This window comes from Micromonospora sp. AKA38, assembly GCF_027925725.1.
Classification (GTDB): Bacteria; Actinomycetota; Actinomycetes; order Mycobacteriales; family Micromonosporaceae; genus Micromonospora.
Genome location: NZ_BNEI01000005.1, coordinates 1,561,703 through 1,577,457 on the forward strand (window position 1 = coordinate 1,561,703; position 15,755 = coordinate 1,577,457).

A 15,755-nucleotide genomic window follows, 5' to 3' on the forward strand; every position below is an offset into this window, starting at 1 on the left:
CCGTCGAACAGGTGTGCGAAGATGGTCGGGTGTCGGGCGAGGCCACCATCCTGCATGCCGACCTGGACGCGTTCTACGCCTCGGTCGAGCAACGCGACGACAGCCGGCTGCGCGGCCGGCCGGTGATCGTCGGTGGCGGCGTGGTGCTCGCGTGCAGCTACGAGGCGAAGGCGCGGGGCGTGCACAGCGCCATGGGCGGCCGGCAGGCGCGGCGGCTGTGCCCGGAAGCGATCGTGGTGCCACCCCGGATGGCCGCCTACACGGCCGCCAGCCGGGCCGTGTTCGAGATCTTCCGGCAGACCACCCCGCTGGTGGAGGGCATCAGCATCGACGAGGCGTTCCTCGACGTCGGCGGGCTGCGGCGGCTGGTCGGGCCACCCGCCGGCATCGCGGCCGAGCTGCGCGACCGGGTCCGCCGCCAGGTCGGCCTGCCGATCACGGTCGGCGTGGCCCGCACGAAGTTCCTGGCCAAGGTGGCCAGCGGGGTGGCCAAGCCGGACGGCCTGCTGGTCGTCGAGCCGGCGCGGGAGCTGGCCTTCCTGCACCCGTTGCCGGTCGAGCGGCTGTGGGGCGTCGGCCCGATCACCGCCGCGAAACTGCGCGAGCGCGGCATCCGTACGGTCGGGCAGGTGGCCCGGCTCGACGAGCCGACCCTGGTGTCGCTGCTCGGCGGCGGCGCCGGCCGGCACCTGCACGCCCTCGCCCACAACCGCGACCCGCGCGCGGTGCAGGTGGGCCGCCGCCGCTCCTCGATGGGCGCGCAGCACGCGCTGAGCCGCGAGCCGCACTCCCCCGCCGAGCTGGACGCGGTCCTGGCCGGCCTGGTCGACCGCGTGACCGGGCGGATGCGTGACGCCCGGCGCACCGGCCGCACGGTGACGCTTCGGTTACGCTTCGCCGACTACACCCGGGCCACCCGCTCGCACACGCTGGACAAGCCGACCGCGCAGACCGCCCCGCTGCGGGCCACCGCCCGGGCGCTGCTGCGCGCCGCGTTGCCCCAGATCGAGCAGCGCGGCATCACCCTGCTGGGCGTCTCGGTGGCCAACCTCGACGCCGGGCACACCCAGCTCACCCTGCCGTTGACCGCCCAGCCGGGGCCGGCGCTGGACGCCGCCGTCGACGCCGTCCGGGACCGCTTCGGCGCACGGGCGCTGACCCGAGGGGTGCTGCTCGGCCGCGACCCGGGCGTGGAGATGCCCCGACTGCCCGACTGACCGCCTCCTCCCCCGGGAGGAGACCCGGCTCCCACCGGTGGCCGCGACCGCGACCCCCGGTCGGGCGCGACCACGGTCGCCGGCCGCGAGCATCTACAGACATGACTACCGTACGGAAGCGGGCGGCCGGCTGGCCCCGCCCCCTGCTGCTCCTCGTGTCCATGATGGCGGCGCTGACCGTCGTCGCCGCGATCGGCCTCGTCACCGATGCCCGCGTGCTCACCGGCGCGCCGGTCTGGCTCAAGCCGCTGAAGTTCGCGGTCTCGCTCACGCTCTACGGCGGCACCCTGGCCTGGATGCTCTCCCTGCTGCCCCGACGCAGCCGGCTCGCCGAACGGGCGGTCACCGTGATCGTGGCCGCGGCGGTGCTGGAGATGGCCCTCATCGTCGTCCAGGTGCTGCGCGGCACCACCAGTCACTTCAACACGGGCACGCCGCTGGACGCGGTGCTCTACAACGTCATGGGCACGGCCATCACGGTGCTGTTCCTGGCCCAGGTCGTGCTCGCGGTCGTCCTGGCGCGCCGGCCCCTGCCGGACCGCGCGGGCGGGTACGCGATCCGGGCCGGGCTCGCGGTGTCGCTGCTCGGCATGCTTGTCGCGTTCCCGATGCTGACCCAGCACCCGGACGGCACGCCCCCCGGCATCACCGGGGCGCACAGCGTCGGCGTGCCGGACGGCGGCCCGGGGCTGCCGGTGGTCGGCTGGAGCACCACGGGCGGCGACCTGCGGGTCGGTCACTTCATCGGGCTGCACGCGTTGCAGGCGCTGCCGTTGCTGGCGATCCTGCTCGACCGGTTCCTCGGCGCCCGCCTGGACGAGCTGGTCCGGGCCCGGCTGGTGCTGGTCGGCGGGTTCGCCTACGCCGGGCTGACGCTGCTGGCCACCGTGCAGGCGCTGCGCGGACAGCCGCTGCTGCGGCCGGACGAGATCACGCTGACCGCGGCGGGGGTGCTGGTGGCCGCCACCGCGGCGGCCACCGGCCTGGTCCTGGCGCGCCGGTCCGACCACGCCACGGCGGTGCTGGTCTGATGGCCGCCATCCTGTTCGGGCTGACGTTCGCCCTCGCCGCGCCGTTCTGGGCGCTGATGATCGTGGCGCCCCGCTGGTCGTGGACCGCGCGGATCGTCGACTCGCCGTTGATCGTGGCACCGGTCCTGCTGATCTACGCGATCCTGGTGCTGCCGGCGCTCGGCACGGTGCTGCCGGTGGTGGCACTGCCCACCCTGGACGGCGTCCGGGACCTGCTCGGCACCGACAGCGGCGCGGCGGCGGCCTGGGCCCACATGATCGGCTTCGATCTGTTCGTCGGGCGGTGGATCTGGCGCGACGGCCGGGAGCGGGGCATCCCGGCGCTGCTCGCCGCGCCGGTGCTGGTGCTCACCATCCTGCTGGGCCCGCTCGGGCTGGCCGTCCACCTCGGACTGCGGGCCGGGTGGCGGCGGCGGACCGTGGTGGTGGCCCCGGCCGCGCCGGTTGCCTAGGCTCACGTCGTGGGCTGGGTGGGTCGACTGCTCGACGCAAGTGACACGCTCGCGCGGCGACTGCTGCTGAATCTCGCCGGCGTCGGCTACCTGGTCGTCGGCGTGCACGGCCGGCCCGGGCCGACGACGACGCAGTGGATCCTCGCGCTCGGCGCGTTCGTCCTGGCGCTGCTGTGTCATCGCCGGCCGCTGCTGAACCTGCTGCTCCAGTCGGCCCTGCTGGCGGTCGCGTTCCCGCTCGTCGACGACGTGATGATCAACCAGGTCGGGGCGAGCTGGGCGCTGCTGGAGCTGACCATGCGGGCCGCGCGGCCCCGCACGTTCTGGCTGGCCGCCGGGCTGCTGGCCGCCGTCGACCTGACCGGTCTGATCGGCGACCCGCTCCGGCAGGCGCTCGCCGGTCTGCTCGGCCTCGCCGTCACCGTCGGGCTGCCGCTGCTGATCGGCCTGGTCGTGCGGACCACCCGGGAACTCGGCCGGCAGGCCGAGGAACGGGCCGTGGCGGAGCAGCGCCGACGCGAGTCGGAGAGCCGGGCCGCGCGCGCCGACGAGCGGGCCGCGATCGCCCGGGAACTGCACGACGTGATCGCCCACCACGTCGCGTCGATGGTGCTGCGGGTCGGGGTGGCCCGGCACGTGCTGCCGGACCTCGACCCGCGGGTCGGCGCGGTCTTCGACGACGTGCACCGCACCGGCACGGCCGCGCTGACCGACCTGCGCCGGCTGGTCGCGGTGCTGCGCGACCCGGACGGCGTCCGCGGTGACGCGGCGCTGACCGCGATCGATCCGGCGGCGTTGCCGGCGGCGCTCGGCGTGGCGGTGGACCGGGCCCGGCAGGCCGGGGTCACCGTGGAGGCCGACGTGGACCCGGCGATCGGCACCCTGGACGCGGTCCGCGGCCAGGCGGTGCTGCGACTGACCCAGGAGGCGTTGACGAACGTGGCGAAACACGCGGGCGCGACCGCCCGGGCCCGACTGACCGTGTCGGTGGTCGACGGGGCGGTGCACTGGGCGGTCTCCGACGACGGGCGCGGCGCGGCGCCGACCGTGGTGCCGGTCGGCGGCGGCCACGGGATCGTCGGGATGCGGGAGCGGGTCGAGGTGCTCGGCGGGCGGCTGGAGGCCGGGCCGACCGGCGACGGGTGGCGGGTGCGGACGGTGCTGCCGCCGGGCGGCGCCCCGGACCGGCCCGCCCGGGTGGCGCCGGGGTCGCGGCCGGCCGCGCCGGAGCCGGCGTGATCCGCGTGCTGCTGGCCGACGACCAGCACCTGATCCGCGCCGGCCTGCGGATGCTCTGCGACGCGCAGCCCGACCTGGAGGTCGTCGGCGAGGTCGACAACGGCCGCGACGCGATCGCCGCCGCCGCCCGGCTGCGGCCGGACGTGGTGGTCATGGACCTGCGGATGCCCGGCGTCGACGGGATCACCGCGACCAGCCGGATCCTCGCCGACCGGCCCGCCACCCGGATCATGGTGCTCACCACGTTCGGCGACGACGACCACCTCTATCCCGCGTTGACCGCCGGCGCCTGCGGCTTCCTGCTCAAGGACGCGCCCCCGGCCGACCTGCTCGACGGCCTCCGCCGGGCCGCCGCCGGGGACAGCCCGTTCAGCCCCGAGGTGCTGCGCCGGCTGGTCCAGCGGGCGGTGCACGCCCGCGCCGGCACGCCCCGGCGGTCGGCCGGGCTGACCGCCCGTGAGCAGGACGTGCTCGACCTGGTCGCGGAGGGGCTGGCCAACACCGAGATCGCGGAGCGGCTGCACATCGGCGTGACCACGGTGAAGACCCACATCACCAGCCTGATGGCGAAGACCGGCAGCCCCAACCGGGTCCGCCTGGCGCTGTGGGCGCGCGGCGGCTGAGCGGTCACTCCTCGATCGCGCCGCCGACCGCCCGCAGGTGCGCCCGGAACGTCAGCGTCGGGTCCGCCGCACGGGCGGTCAGGTAGTCGTCGAACGCGAGCTGCGCCCGCAGCGACCGGCCGGCCCGGATCCGGTCGGCCTGCCGCCGCTCGGTGTCCCGGATGGACCCGGCCAGGTCGAACAGCTCCCCGGCCCGGTCGGCCGGCACGAAGAGCACACCGTCCTCGTCGGCCAGCACCAGATCACCGCCGTCGACCGTCCACGGCCCGACCCGCGCCGCGTCCAACGCGCCGGCCGGCCGTGGGTCCAGCTCCAGCGGCCCGCTCGCCGTGGCGCCGAGGCTGAACACCGGCAGCCCGACGACGGTGAGGTCCGCGGTGTCCCGGTGCGCGCCCCAGACCACGAGGCCGGCCAGGCCGGCGGCCCGCGCCTCCCACGCCACCAGGTCCCCGACGCAGGCCCGGTCGGTGCGACCGCCGTCGTCGACCACCAGCACGTCCCCCGGCTCGGCCCGGTCGATCGCCTCGAGGAAGACGTCGACGCTGCCGGCGTGCCGGGCCGGCCGGACCCGCCCGGCGAGGCGCCGCCCGGCCAGCACCGGGCGTACGGCGGCCGGGGCGCAGCGGACCGCGACGCCGGCCCGCAGGCAGGCGTCAGCGACGTGGGCGGTGGTCAGCGCGGCGAAAGGCCCGGCCGGGGCGGGGTGGTCGACGTCCATGGGCCGACGCTAGCCAGCCGGGGACGGGGATGGCAGGTGCCAGTTGCGCGCCGGTGGCCTGTGCCCGCGCCGGCGGAGGCCGGTCAGGGGGCGGCGAGCCGCGCCACGCCGTCCCCGGTGAGGTCGGCCAGCGCCACCCGGCGGCCGGTCAGCGCGAGCAGCAGCGCGGCGCCGGTGCCCCGCACCACCGGCCCGTCCCCGGCCGACCAGCCCAGGTCGGTCGCCTCGACGCGCAGCCCGGCGACCCGCCGACGGTCGACGAACCCGACCGCCCGGCCACCGGTGAGGAAGTCCAGCGAGATGCGCAGCCGCTCCGGGTCCAGGTCGGCGGGGAGGCCGAGCGGCCGGCGGATGTCCTGCCCGTGCACCTGGAGGCCGGTGAGCTGGCCGGGCCAGCCGACCACCGGCAGGCGGAACCGGTGGTCGGCGTGCTCCCGCAGCGCGGCGGCCAGTTCGGCCGGCGGCCGCCGGGCCACCCGCCGGGCCAGCCGCGCGTTCGCCACGTGCGGCCGGAACCCGGCGCCGACCAGCAGTGGCAGCATGCGCCACGGCGTGGAGACCAGCGGTGACACCAGGTGACCGGCGACCTCCCGGACGGTCCACGCCTGGCAGAGGCTGGGCGTGTCCAACTGGGCCGGGGTGAGCGAGTCGATCAGGTCGGCCGTGCGGCGCCGCTCGGCGGCGATCATCGGCAACAGGTCGGTCTCCACCAACCCATTGTGGCCGCGCCGACCGGCCGGGTCAGCCCGGGAAAGTGCGGTCTAGCAGGTCGAACAGGGCCGCCCAGTGCCGCTCGGTGGCCTGCTCGTCGTACATCGGCGTGTCCGCCTGCGTGTAGCCGTGGCGGGCGCCCCGGTAGACCTCCGAGCGGTAGGTGACGCCGGCCGCGTCCAGCGCCTGCTCCAGCGTCGCGATCTGCTCGGCGGTCATCGACGCGTCCTGGTCGGCGTGACCGAAGTAGAGTTCGCCGGTCACCGCGCCGACGCCCCGGTGCGGGCTGTCGGGCGCGTCGCTGACCACGTGACCGGCGTGGAAGGCGGCCACCGCGGCGATCCGGTCCGGGTGGGCCTCGATGGCCCGCAACGCGTTCGTGCCGCCCATGCAGTAGCCGGTGATCGCCGCCGGGCCGGGTGCGACATCCGGCTGGGCGGCGAGGAAGTCGAGGTAGGCGGCAGTGTCCCGGGCCACCACGTCCGGCGTCAGCGCGGCCATCAGCGGGCCGAGCCGCGCGAACAGCTCGAGACGCCGGCTGTCGTCGGCCACCGCGGACGTGTCGACCGGCGCGGCGGGGCCGGCGCGGTGGAACAGGTTGGGCACCAGCACCACGTATCCCCGGGCGGCGATGGTCGCGGCCATCTCGGCCAGCCGGGGCCGCAGCCCGAACGCGTCCATGAACAGCAGCACGCCCGGGAACGGGCCGCCGGAGTCCGGCCGGAGCAGGTAGGCGTCCGCCGTCCCGTCGGGGGTGGGCACGTCCACGATCGTCGGCTGCACGGTCCGAACCTCCTCGCTGCGGTTTCCGCGTCGCACGCTACTCCCGGCGTCGGTGGCCGGCACGTCGAGGCCGGGCCGGTCAGTGGTCCGGGCTGTCCGCGGGCGCCATCAGCCGCAGTGCGTTCGGGTCGAGGCCGATGCGCACCGGCGTCCGCCCGTACGGTTCGCCGTCGACCTCGATGCGGGCCGGCGGGTCGGTCTCCAGCCACAGCTGACGCACGGCCAGGAACGGCTCGTCGCGCAGCGTGCGACGCCGGCCGGCCGCCGCGTTGCGGGCCGTGTCGCGCAGCAGCCCGCGCCGGCTCGGCCCGCCGACCGGGTACGCGACCAGCAGCCGGTCGTCGGCGTTGGCGTCGGCGGTGATCGGCCGGCCGGCGTGGAAGCCGCCGTTGGCCACGTACACCTGGTGGGTGCGGAACGCGTGGTCCCGGCCCTCGGCGCGGACCGTCACGCGCAACGGGCGGTGCCGGGTCAGCAGCCCCAGCGCGGTCAGCGGATAGGCGAGCCGGCCCACGGCGCGCTTCAGCCGCGGCGGCGCGGTCAGCATGATGTCGGCCGACAGCCCGATCCCGACGTGGTTGGTGAACCGGGTGTCACCGATCAGGCCGAGGTCGACGTCGATCACCTTGCCGCCGGTGAGCACGGCGATCGCCGCGTCGAGGTCGAGCGGGACGCCGACGGTGCGGGCGAAGTTGTTGGTGGTGCCCAGTGGCAGCAGGCCCAGGGCGACGTCCCGGTGGGCGAGCAGCCGGGCCGCCGCGCCGACCGTGCCGTCGCCGCCGCCGGTGACCAGCAGGTCCGGGCCGAGGTCGGCGGCCTCGGCGAGCACCCGGTCCAGCTCGCCCGGCCGGTCCACCGGGTACGCCCCGAGCAGCGTGAAACCGGCCGCGCGCAGGCGCGCGTGGACGGTGTCGTAGAGCCGGCGGCCCCGGCGGGAGTGGGCGTTGACCACCAGCGCCGCCCGCCGTCGTTCCCGGATCGCCGTCGACAGCTCCTGTTTGGTCCGCACGGGTGCGACCCTATCCGCCGACGCCGGTGTCCGACCCCTCGGCGAGCTGGTCGAGGTGCGCGGCGAGCAGGTCGCGGATCCGGGCCGGCGGCATCCGGTCGGGATGCAGCAACGCGTGCAGCGTGAGGCCGTCGAGCAGGGCGTGCAGCCGGGCGGTGGCGGCCTCGTCGGCCGGTTCCGCGCCGGTGAGCAGCGCGACGGCGAGTTCGGCGGCCCGGCGTACGCCGTCGTCGGCCTCGGTCATCCGCTCGCGGGCGGCGGGGTCGACAGGCACCCGGGCGGCGAGCAGCAGCCACACCTCGGCCTCCCGCGCCCGTTGCCGGTCCAGCGGGAGCAGCTCCTCGAGCATCCGTTGGACGACCTGCCGGGTGGTGCCGGTGCGGTCCCCGGCGGTGAACCGCTCGGTCGCCTCGGCCATCACATGTTCCATGGCGAAGACCAGCAGCTCGGTCTGGGTCGCGAAGTAGTGCCGCAGCGCGCTGGGCGACCAGCCGGCCTCGGCGGCGATGCTGCGCACCGTGGCGGCGCCGACGCCGTCGCGGTAGACGACCCGCCACATCGCCTCGGCCAGCTCGGCGCGGCGGGCGTCATGGTCGACGATCTTGGGCACGGCCCCTCCGGCGGCGGGTGGACGACTGTTGCTACGGTTGTTGTCGCACAGCGTACTAAAACCTGGAGGCCACGTGCTCATCGGAGTGATCATCGCCTGTGAGGTGGCGTTCTGGCTGTTCCTGGTCGCCGGGCTGGTCGCCCGCTACCCGCTGCGGCGGCCCCGCCTGGGCGCCGCGCTGCTGCTCGCGGTGCCCGCCGTCGACCTCGTGCTGCTGGCCGCCACGATGATCGACCTGCGTGGCGGGGGCACCGCCACGTTCGCGCACGGCCTCGCCGCCGCCTACCTGGGCTTCTCCGTCGCCTTCGGGCACAGCATGGTGCGCTGGGCCGACGAGCGGTTCGCCCACCGGTTCGCCGGCGGGCCGCCGCCGCGCCGGGCCCCCCGCCACGGCTGGGCCCGGGCCCGGCACGAGTGGCGGGAGTGGGGCAAGGGCATGCTCGGCTGGGCGGTCGCCTGCGCCGTGCTGCTCGGCGGCGTCGCGCTGGTCGGCGACGCCGAGCGGACCGGTGAGCTGTGGGCCTGGGCCGGTCGGCTCACCCTGGCCATGGCGGCCTGGCTGGTGTTCTGGCCGGTCGCCTACACCGTGTTCCCCAAGCGGGCGCCCCGCGACGTCTGACGCTCACCCCTTACGGCCGGTGGTCGCGATGCCCTCGACGAACCACCATTCTCAGCCGGCGGACGCGTCGGGCCAGGCGGCCCGGACCAGCGCCGGCAGCACCTCGCCGGCCGGCCCCCGCAGGTTGACCGCGCAGACCGCGTCCAGCGGCGTCGGCACCGGGTTGACCTGCACCACCGGCGCGCCGAGGCGGGCCGCCACCAGCGGGATCTCCGCGGCGGGGTGGACCAGGGCCGAGGTGCCGACGGTGAGCAGCAGGTCGCAGCGGGACGCCGCCTCGACCGCCGCCGCCAACGCCGCATCGGGCAGCGCCTCACCGAACCACACCACGCCGGGCCGGACCGGTGCGGCGCAGTGGGCACAGGCCGGCGGGTCGAGCGGCCCGGCCGGCTCCCCCGCGGCGTCGGGCAGCGGCGCCGACCGGGCGCACCCGGAGCAGCGGGGCGCGAACAGGCTGCCGTGCAGGCGGACCGGGGCGAGGGCGCCGCCCCGCTCGTGCAGGTCGTCGACGTTCTGCGTGACCACCACGGTGTCCGGCAGCCGGGCCTGGATCGCGGCCACCGCCCGGTGCCCCGGGTTCGGCGCGGCACGGCGCACCCCGTGCCGCCGGCCCTCGTACCAGCCCCAGACCAGGGCCGGGTCGGCGTGGAACGCGGCCGGGGTGGCCAACTGCGCCGGGTCGAAGCGCTGCCAGAGGCCGACCTGCGCGTCCCGGAACGTCGGCACGCCGCTCTCGGCCGACATGCCGGCACCGGTGAACACCACCGGCCGGGTCGCGGCGGCCAGCAGCCGGGCCGCCGCGGCGAGGTCGCCGGCGCTCACCCGTCCACCGTCAACCGGACGCCCACCCGGTCGCCCAGCTCGATCCGTTCCGCGCGGCGCACCGCCACCTTGAGCGGCAGCACGTAGCGGCCGTCCTTGGGCCACAGCGACGTCCGCCAGTCGGTGGCGCCGACCCGGACGCCGACCGGGACCATGCCCCAGCCGTAGCTGACCGAGGCGGCGGCGGTCGCCAACGCCGCGCACTGCTCGTCGGGCACGGTGACGAAGTGGTAGGGCGCCGGGCCGCGCCAGAACCACACCTCGCCGCTGAACGCCAGCTCCATCCGCTCAGGATAGGGACGGGGTACGACGTGCCCGGCCCGGCGGGGTGGGGCCAGCCCCACCCGACAACCGGGGTCTGGACGGCTGGGCCGGCCGGCCGCCGCCTGGCTAGCGTCAGCCCATGACCGTGGACCGACCGTCGTACCTGGCCGGGGCGTTGCGCCGGCGCCGATACCTGCGCTCCGCCTGGCCGTGGCGGGCCCTGGCGTACGCCGTGACCACCCTGCCGGTCGCCGGCGTGCTGGCGGTGGCGGCGGGCGTGCTCGCCGCGCCGCTGCTGCTGGTGGTGAGCGCGCTGCGGCAGGGCCGGCCGGTCGACGTCCCGGTCCTGGTCGTGCTCACCCTGGTGTCGCTGGCCGGGCTCGCCGTCGCCCCGCTGGTCGGCGCGCCGGTGGCGGCGGTCGAGCGGTGGCGGCTCGGCCTGGTCGACCGCCGGCCGGTACGCGCGCCGGGGCGGCGTGGCCCGGCCGCCCGCTGGACCGGCGCCGCCGCCTGGCGGGAGGTCGCGTACGCCGGCTGGCTGGGCACCGTGGTGCCGGTGGCGTACGGCACGTTCGCGCTGCTGGTGCTGCTCGACGCGGCGCTCGTCGCCGGCCCGTGGCTGGCCGGCGGCGAGGACCGGATCGTGCTGGTCTGGGCCACCGTCGACTCCCCGGCCGGGGCGGTCCCGTACGCGGTCGCCGGTGTGCTCGCCGTGCCGGCCCTGGGCTACCTCGCCGGCCTGCTGGTCGCGGGGCAGGCGGCGGTGGCCCGGTGGCTGCTCGACGACGCGCCCGACGCCACCGCGCTGCGCGAGGTGACGCGGTCCCGGGCCCGACTGATGGGCGCGTACGAGGCGGAACGCCGCCGCATCGAGCGGGACGTGCACGACGGCGCGCAGCCGCGGCTGACCAGCCTCACGCTCCAGCTCGGGCTGGCCCGCCTCGACGTGCCGGACGACTCGCCGGCGGCACGACCGCTGGACCTGGCGCACGAGCAGGCCAAGGAGCTGATGGTGACGCTGCGCGGCATCGTGCAGGGCCTCCGCCCGCCGCAGCTCACCGAACTGGGGCTGGCCGGCGCGGTCGGCGACCTGGCGGCCCGCTCGACGGTCCCGGTCACCGTACGCGCGGAGCTGCCCCGCCCGGTGCCGGAGCTGGTCGAGACCACCGCCTGGTACGTGGTCTCCGAGGCGTTGGGCAACGTGGCCCGGCACGCCCACGCGACGCGCGCCGTGGTGCGGTTGACCCGGACCGGCCACCTGCTGGTGGTGGAGGTCGAGGACGACGGCCGGGGCGGCGCCGACCCGGCGCGGGGCACCGGCCTGACCGGGCTCGCCGACCGGGTGGCCGCGGTGGACGGCAGGTTGCTGCTGGCCAGCCCGGCGGGCGGGCCTACCCTCGTGCGGGTGGAGCTGCCGTGCCGTCCGTGATCCGGGTCGTCCTCGCCGAGGACGAGGTCCTGCTCCGGGAGGGTCTGGTCGGCCTGCTGACCCGGTTCGGGTTCGCGGTGGCCGCCGCGGTCGGTTCCGCACCGGCGCTGCTCGACGCCGTCCGCACGCACCGGCCCGAGTTGCTGGTGACCGACATCCGGATGCCGCCGGAGCACCGGGACGACGGCCTGCGCGCGGCGGTCACGCTGCGCGCGGAGCGGCCGGATCTCGCGGTGGTGGTGCTGAGCCAGCACGTGCAGAGCGGGTACGCCGCGGCGCTGCTGGACAGCGGCGACGGCCGGCGGGTCGGCTACCTGCTCAAGGACCGGGTGGCCGACGTCGCCGAGTTCGCCGACACGTTGCGCCGGGTGGCCGCCGGCGGCACCGCGGTCGACCCGGACGTGGTGCGGCACCTGCTGCGCCGCCCCCGCGACCCGCTCGACGCGCTCTCCCGGCGCGAGCGGGAGGTGCTGGGGCTGGTCGCGGAGGGGCACTCCAACGGCGCGATCGCGGCCCGGCTGCACGTGACCGAGGCGGCGGTCGGCAAGCACGTCGGCAACATCCTGGCCAAGCTGGACCTGCCGCCGGACCAGGAGACCCACCGCCGGGTGCTGGCCGTGCTCGCCTACCTGCGCGCCGAAGGTTGACGGGCTACCGCTCCGGGCCGCCGGTCTCGGTCAGGGCGCCGTCGGCCAGCCGCAGCCACCGGTCCACCCCGAGGTCGGCCAGGAACCGCGGGTCGTGGCTGACCACCAGCAGCGCTCCCCGGTAGCCGCCGAGCGCGCCCGCCAGCTGGGCCACGCTGTCCAGGTCGAGGTTGTTGGTGGGCTCGTCGAGCAGCAGCAGCTGCGGCGCCGGCTCGGCGTTCAGCACGCAGGCCAGGGTGGCGCGCAGCAACTCGCCGCCGGAGAGCACGCGGACCGGCAGGTGCACCCGGTCGCCCCGGAACAGGAACCGGGCCAGCAGGTTCATCCGCTCGGCGTCGGCGAGCCCGGGTGCGAAGGCGGCCAGGTTCTCCGCGACGGTACGCGCCGGGTCGAGCAGGTCCAGCCGCTGCGACAGGTACGCCACCCGCCCCTCGACCCGGGTGGCGGTCCCGGCGGTGGGCTGCTGGTCACCGCTGACCAGGCGCAGCAGTGTGGACTTGCCGGTGCCGTTCGCGCCGGTGAGCGCGATCCGTTCCGGCCCCCGGACGGTCAGGTCGATGCCGTCGAACACCTGACGGCCGGCGTACTCGGCGCACAGCCGCTCGCCGTGGAAGACGGTCCGGCCGGCCGGCACGGCGGTGTCGGGCAGGTCGATCACGATCTTGTCGTCCTGGCGGGCGGCCCGGCTGGCCTGGTCCAGCCGGTGCTGCGCGTCGCCGAGGCGGGCGGCGTGCGTCTCGGCGGCCCGGCCGGCGGAGACCTGGGCGTCCCGCTTCAGGCCACCGGCGACGATCCGGGCCAGCCCGGCGTCGGGCAGGTTACGGGCGGCCGTGGCGGCGCGGCGGGCGGCGCGTTCCCGGGCCTGCTGGAGTTCGCGCTTCTGCCGCTTGAGGTCCTGCTCGGCGCCGCGGACCTGCCGCTGAACCACCTCGCGCTCGGCGCGCACGGCCTGCTCGTACGCGGTGAAGTCGCCGCCGTACCAGCGGAGCTCGTCGGGGGCCAACGCGGCGATGCGGTCCATCTCGTCCAGCAGCGCCCGGTCGTGGCTGGCCACCAGCAGGCAGCCGGTCCAGCCGCGCAGCACCGCCGTCAACCGCTCGCGGGCCGCCTCGTCGAGGTTGTTCGTCGGCTCGTCGAGCAGCAGCACGTCCGGCCGCCGCAGCAGTTGCCCGACCAGCCCCAGGGAGATCACCTGACCGCCGCTGAGCGTGCCCAGCCGGCGGTCCAGGGCCAGCCCGCCGAGGCCGAGGCGGACCAGCTCGGCGTGGGTGCGCTCCTCGACGTCCCAGTCGTCGCCGACGGCGGTGAAGTGTTCCTCGCGGGCGTCACCGGCCTCGATGGCGTGCAGCGCGGCGACGGCCCGGTCGACGCCGAGGACCTGGGCGACGGTCTGGTCGACGGCGAACGGCAGGTGCTGGGGCAGGTAGCCGAGCACGCCCCGGACGGTGACCGCGCCGGCCGTCGGGCGCAGCTCGCCGGCGATCAGCCGCAGCAGGGTGGTCTTGCCGCTGCCGTTGGGCGCCACCAGGCCGGTACGGCCGCCGGGCACGGAGAAGGTCAGGTCGGTGAGGACCGGTGTGTCGTCCGGCCAGGAGAAGGAGAGCGCGGAGCTGACGACGTAGGCGTCGGACATGATCAACCTCAGGAGGGAGAGCCGCGGGCGCGGTGCGCCGGCGTGGACAGGGGACGACGAAGGGGGCCGCGGCGACGGCGCGGGATGCGCGCGTCGGCGGCCGTCCGGGGCTCTCACCCGGAGATGTCGTCGTCACCTGCCATGACCACTCCGATCCTCGACGGACCGGTAAACCCTAGCTCACCGAGGGGCCGCCCGGGGCCCGCCGGTGGCGTCGGTCAGGCCGGCCAGGCGTGGCCGATCCCGTCGAGCAGCAGGACCACCCCGCCGGTGGCCGCCTCCCGGTCCCGGGAGATCGCCTGGTACTCCGGCGAGGCGGACCAGCGCTCGAAGTCCTCCCGGCTGTCGAAGGACATGAGCACCACCTTGTCGTGCGGCCAGTCGCCCTCCACCACGCGGGGGGCGGTGTCGGCGGCGAGCAGCCGGCCGCCGTGCCGGGCCAGCACCGGGAGGAAGGCGGCGACGTAGCGGTCGTAGCGCGCCCGGTCGTGGACGGTGAGCTGCGCGAGGGCGTAGACGGTCACCGGGTCAGGCTACCGATCGGTAGACGCGCCCGATGCCCTCCGCGTTCACCGACCGGCGGCGGGCGAGCTGCTGGGGCCGGTGACCAGGGATCGGGGCGCCCGGCCTGGGTAGCCTGGACCCATGATCTTCATCACCGCCAAGTTCCGGGTCCGGCCGTCCGACGCCGACCGCTGGCCGCGGATCGCGGCCGACTTCACCGAGGCGACCCGGGCCGAGCCCGGCTGTCTGTGGTTCGACTGGTCCCGCAGCCTGGCCGACCCCACCGAGTACGTGCTGGTCGAGGCGTTCCGCGACGACGAGGCCGGTGCCGCGCACGTGCAGTCGGCACACTTCCGCGAGGCCCAGCGCACGCTGCCGCCGCACCTGGTCGAGACGCCACGGGTCGTCAACGCGACCGTGCCGCAGCAGGACTGGTCGCGCCTCGGCGAGATGGCCGTGCCGGGCGACGACTGACCCGGGTGCCCGCCGGGCCGGGCGGTCGGTCCGCGCCCGCCCGGCCCGCGTCGGTCACGGGATGCTGAGGCCGTACGCCGCGAGGATCTCCAGGATCGGCTGGTAGTAGCTGGTGCCGCCACTCGTGCAGTTGCCGCTGCCGCCGGAGAGGATCCCGAGCACCGTGCCGGTCGCCGCCACGTAGAGCGGGCCGCCGCTGTCCCCCGGCTCGGCGCAGATGTTCGTGCGGATCAGCCCGGTGACGCTGCCCTCGGCGTAGTTGACTGTCGCGTTCAGTCCGGTGACCGAGCCGCAGCGGACGCCGGTGGTGGCGCCGCTGCGGCAGACCGCCTGCCCGACGTACGCGTTGCCGGCGGCGGAGATGGTCACCTGGCCCGGGTAGGTGTACACGGCACTGGGATGGGTGACCGTGCCGGTGTAGCGGACCACGCCGTAGTCGTTGCCGGGGAAGCTGCTGCCGGTCCGGCTGCCCAGCACCGTGGTGCGGGCGCTGTCGGCGTACCAGGTCGCGCCGAGCGTGGTGCAGTGTCCGGCGGTGACGAAGTACCAGGCGCTGCTGCTGCGGACGTTCACGCCGAGCGAGCAGCGCCCGCCGCCGCTGTAGATCGCCTGGCCGCCGGCGATGAGCGGGCGCAGCCGGCCGGGCTCGTGCCGCAGCACCGCGCCGGATCGGGTGGCGGCGCGGCGCACCGCGGCCAGCGCGGCCCCGCGTACCGTGTCGTCGACGGTGACGGTCAGGCGGCCGGTGGCCGGGTCGTGGCCCCAGGCGGTGCCGACGGTGCGCGCCTCGGCGAGCGTCGACGGCGCCGGTGGCGGCGTCGTCGCGGCGGCACGGGCGGCGGCCGGGGTGGCGGCCAGCAGGGCGGTGAGGACGAGGACGACGAGCGACGGTCGGCGCATCCGGAGGATCCTTCCATCGGTGGAAGTCGATTCCGTTCAGCATCGACCCCGGCCCGCCGGTGTTCAAGCG

19 protein-coding genes are annotated in these 15,755 nt (G+C 76.3%); 9 read left to right on the top strand and 10 right to left on the bottom strand.

The genetic code is table 11. The features are described from left to right. The first annotated feature begins 29 nt into the window (after positions 1 to 29). The 5 genes from dinB to TPA0908_RS23920 all read left to right on the top strand — a co-directional run bounded on the left by dinB (position 30) and on the right by TPA0908_RS23920 (position 4,562). Positions 30 to 1,217, top strand: a complete 1,188-nt coding sequence (gene dinB, locus TPA0908_RS23900; RefSeq protein WP_281941467.1) for a DNA polymerase IV — start codon at positions 30 to 32, stop codon at positions 1,215 to 1,217. 101 nt (positions 1,218 to 1,318) lie between these two features. After that, a complete protein-coding gene (locus tag TPA0908_RS23905; protein WP_281941469.1) occupies positions 1,319 to 2,248 on the top strand; it encodes a hypothetical protein in 930 nt (309 codons plus the stop codon). Next, positions 2,248 to 2,700 carry an ABA4-like family protein gene (locus TPA0908_RS23910; protein WP_281941471.1) on the top strand — a complete coding sequence of 151 codons (453 nt, stop codon included), beginning with the start codon at positions 2,248 to 2,250 and terminating at the stop codon, positions 2,698 to 2,700. The genes TPA0908_RS23905 and TPA0908_RS23910 overlap by 1 nt, the downstream gene beginning before the upstream one ends. A 9-nt stretch (positions 2,701 to 2,709) precedes the next feature. Further along, entirely contained in the window at positions 2,710 to 3,939 is a 1,230-nt protein-coding gene (locus tag TPA0908_RS23915) for a sensor histidine kinase (RefSeq protein ID WP_281941474.1), read from the top strand. Continuing rightward, entirely contained in the window at positions 3,936 to 4,562 is a 627-nt protein-coding gene (locus TPA0908_RS23920) for a response regulator (RefSeq protein ID WP_281941476.1), read from the top strand. Before TPA0908_RS23915 ends, TPA0908_RS23920 begins: the two co-directional genes overlap by 4 nt. 4 nt (positions 4,563 to 4,566) lie before the next feature. Here the strand turns inward: TPA0908_RS23920 and TPA0908_RS23925 are convergent, their stop codons facing one another. The 5 genes from TPA0908_RS23925 to TPA0908_RS23945 form a co-directional block, all read right to left on the bottom strand. Continuing rightward, a complete protein-coding gene (locus TPA0908_RS23925; protein WP_281941479.1) occupies positions 4,567 to 5,280 on the bottom strand; it encodes an RraA family protein in 714 nt (237 codons plus the stop codon). A gap of 83 nt (positions 5,281 to 5,363) precedes the next feature. Then, positions 5,364 to 5,990 carry a maleylpyruvate isomerase family mycothiol-dependent enzyme gene (locus TPA0908_RS23930; RefSeq protein WP_281941481.1) on the bottom strand — a complete coding sequence of 209 codons (627 nt, stop codon included), beginning with the start codon at positions 5,988 to 5,990 and terminating at the stop codon, positions 5,364 to 5,366. A gap of 31 nt (positions 5,991 to 6,021) precedes the next feature. Next, positions 6,022 to 6,774, bottom strand: coding sequence for a dienelactone hydrolase family protein (locus TPA0908_RS23935; protein ID WP_281941483.1), 753 nt, complete (start codon positions 6,772 to 6,774; stop codon positions 6,022 to 6,024). 79 nt (positions 6,775 to 6,853) lie between these two features. After that, the gene (locus TPA0908_RS23940; protein ID WP_281941485.1) at positions 6,854 to 7,783 is read right to left on the bottom strand and encodes a diacylglycerol/lipid kinase family protein; all 930 of its coding nucleotides are present in this window, start codon (positions 7,781 to 7,783) and stop codon (positions 6,854 to 6,856) included. A 10-nt stretch (positions 7,784 to 7,793) separates the two neighbouring features. Beyond that, a complete protein-coding gene (locus tag TPA0908_RS23945; RefSeq protein WP_281941487.1) occupies positions 7,794 to 8,393 on the bottom strand; it encodes a TetR/AcrR family transcriptional regulator in 600 nt (199 codons plus the stop codon). A 73-nt stretch (positions 8,394 to 8,466) separates the two neighbouring features. On the opposite strand from TPA0908_RS23945, the gene TPA0908_RS23950 reads away from it, so the two are divergent. Continuing rightward, the gene (locus tag TPA0908_RS23950; protein WP_281941489.1) at positions 8,467 to 9,012 is read left to right on the top strand and encodes a hypothetical protein; all 546 of its coding nucleotides are present in this window, start codon (positions 8,467 to 8,469) and stop codon (positions 9,010 to 9,012) included. A gap of 51 nt (positions 9,013 to 9,063) precedes the next feature. Here the strand turns inward: TPA0908_RS23950 and TPA0908_RS23955 are convergent, their stop codons facing one another. Next, positions 9,064 to 9,834, bottom strand: coding sequence for an SIR2 family NAD-dependent protein deacylase (locus TPA0908_RS23955; protein WP_281941491.1), 771 nt, complete (start codon positions 9,832 to 9,834; stop codon positions 9,064 to 9,066). After that, the gene (locus tag TPA0908_RS23960; RefSeq protein WP_281941493.1) at positions 9,831 to 10,118 is read right to left on the bottom strand and encodes a DUF1905 domain-containing protein; all 288 of its coding nucleotides are present in this window, start codon (positions 10,116 to 10,118) and stop codon (positions 9,831 to 9,833) included. The genes TPA0908_RS23955 and TPA0908_RS23960 overlap by 4 nt, the downstream gene beginning before the upstream one ends. A gap of 119 nt (positions 10,119 to 10,237) precedes the next feature. On the opposite strand from TPA0908_RS23960, the gene TPA0908_RS23965 reads away from it, so the two are divergent. Beyond that, the gene (locus tag TPA0908_RS23965) at positions 10,238 to 11,527 is read left to right on the top strand and encodes a sensor histidine kinase (protein ID WP_281941495.1); all 1,290 of its coding nucleotides are present in this window, start codon (positions 10,238 to 10,240) and stop codon (positions 11,525 to 11,527) included. After that, on the top strand, positions 11,515 to 12,174 hold the full coding sequence (locus TPA0908_RS23970) for a response regulator transcription factor (RefSeq protein WP_281941497.1): 660 nt from the start codon (positions 11,515 to 11,517) through the stop codon (positions 12,172 to 12,174). Before TPA0908_RS23965 ends, TPA0908_RS23970 begins: the two co-directional genes overlap by 13 nt. A 4-nt stretch (positions 12,175 to 12,178) precedes the next feature. Here the strand turns inward: TPA0908_RS23970 and TPA0908_RS23975 are convergent, their stop codons facing one another. Then, positions 12,179 to 13,807 (bottom strand): ABC-F family ATP-binding cassette domain-containing protein, encoded by a 1,629-nt coding sequence (locus tag TPA0908_RS23975; protein ID WP_281941500.1) that lies wholly within the window; start codon positions 13,805 to 13,807, stop codon positions 12,179 to 12,181. A 218-nt stretch (positions 13,808 to 14,025) separates the two neighbouring features. Beyond that, positions 14,026 to 14,331 carry a DUF1330 domain-containing protein gene (locus TPA0908_RS23980; RefSeq protein WP_281941503.1) on the bottom strand — a complete coding sequence of 102 codons (306 nt, stop codon included), beginning with the start codon at positions 14,329 to 14,331 and terminating at the stop codon, positions 14,026 to 14,028. Between the two features lie 121 nt (positions 14,332 to 14,452). Between TPA0908_RS23980 and TPA0908_RS23985 the strand changes: the two genes are divergently transcribed. After that, positions 14,453 to 14,785, top strand: coding sequence for a putative quinol monooxygenase (locus tag TPA0908_RS23985; protein WP_107158076.1), 333 nt, complete (start codon positions 14,453 to 14,455; stop codon positions 14,783 to 14,785). Between the two features lie 54 nt (positions 14,786 to 14,839). Here the strand turns inward: TPA0908_RS23985 and TPA0908_RS23990 are convergent, their stop codons facing one another. After that, positions 14,840 to 15,685: a S1 family peptidase gene (locus TPA0908_RS23990; protein ID WP_281941506.1), complete on the bottom strand. Its 846-nt coding sequence runs from the start codon at positions 15,683 to 15,685 to the stop codon at positions 14,840 to 14,842. Positions 15,686 to 15,755 lie beyond the last annotated feature (70 nt).

What these genes read in the sequence shown, in the direction of transcription:
- TPA0908_RS23905 (WP_281941469.1), top strand. Translation starts at nt 1,319, where the DNA reads ATGACTACCGTACGGAAGCGGGCGGCCGGCTGGCCCCGCCCCCTGCTG.
- TPA0908_RS23975 (WP_281941500.1), bottom strand. Translation starts at nt 13,807, where the DNA reads ATGTCCGACGCCTACGTCGTCAGCTCCGCGCTCTCCTTCTCCTGGCCG.
- TPA0908_RS23925 (WP_281941479.1), bottom strand. Translation starts at nt 5,280, where the DNA reads ATGGACGTCGACCACCCCGCCCCGGCCGGGCCTTTCGCCGCGCTGACC.
- TPA0908_RS23985 (WP_107158076.1), top strand. Translation starts at nt 14,453, where the DNA reads ATGATCTTCATCACCGCCAAGTTCCGGGTCCGGCCGTCCGACGCCGAC.
- TPA0908_RS23990 (WP_281941506.1), bottom strand. Translation starts at nt 15,685, where the DNA reads ATGCGCCGACCGTCGCTCGTCGTCCTCGTCCTCACCGCCCTGCTGGCC.
- TPA0908_RS23960 (WP_281941493.1), bottom strand. Translation starts at nt 10,118, where the DNA reads ATGGAGCTGGCGTTCAGCGGCGAGGTGTGGTTCTGGCGCGGCCCGGCG.
- TPA0908_RS23910 (WP_281941471.1), top strand. Translation starts at nt 2,248, where the DNA reads ATGGCCGCCATCCTGTTCGGGCTGACGTTCGCCCTCGCCGCGCCGTTC.
- TPA0908_RS23965 (WP_281941495.1), top strand. Translation starts at nt 10,238, where the DNA reads ATGACCGTGGACCGACCGTCGTACCTGGCCGGGGCGTTGCGCCGGCGC.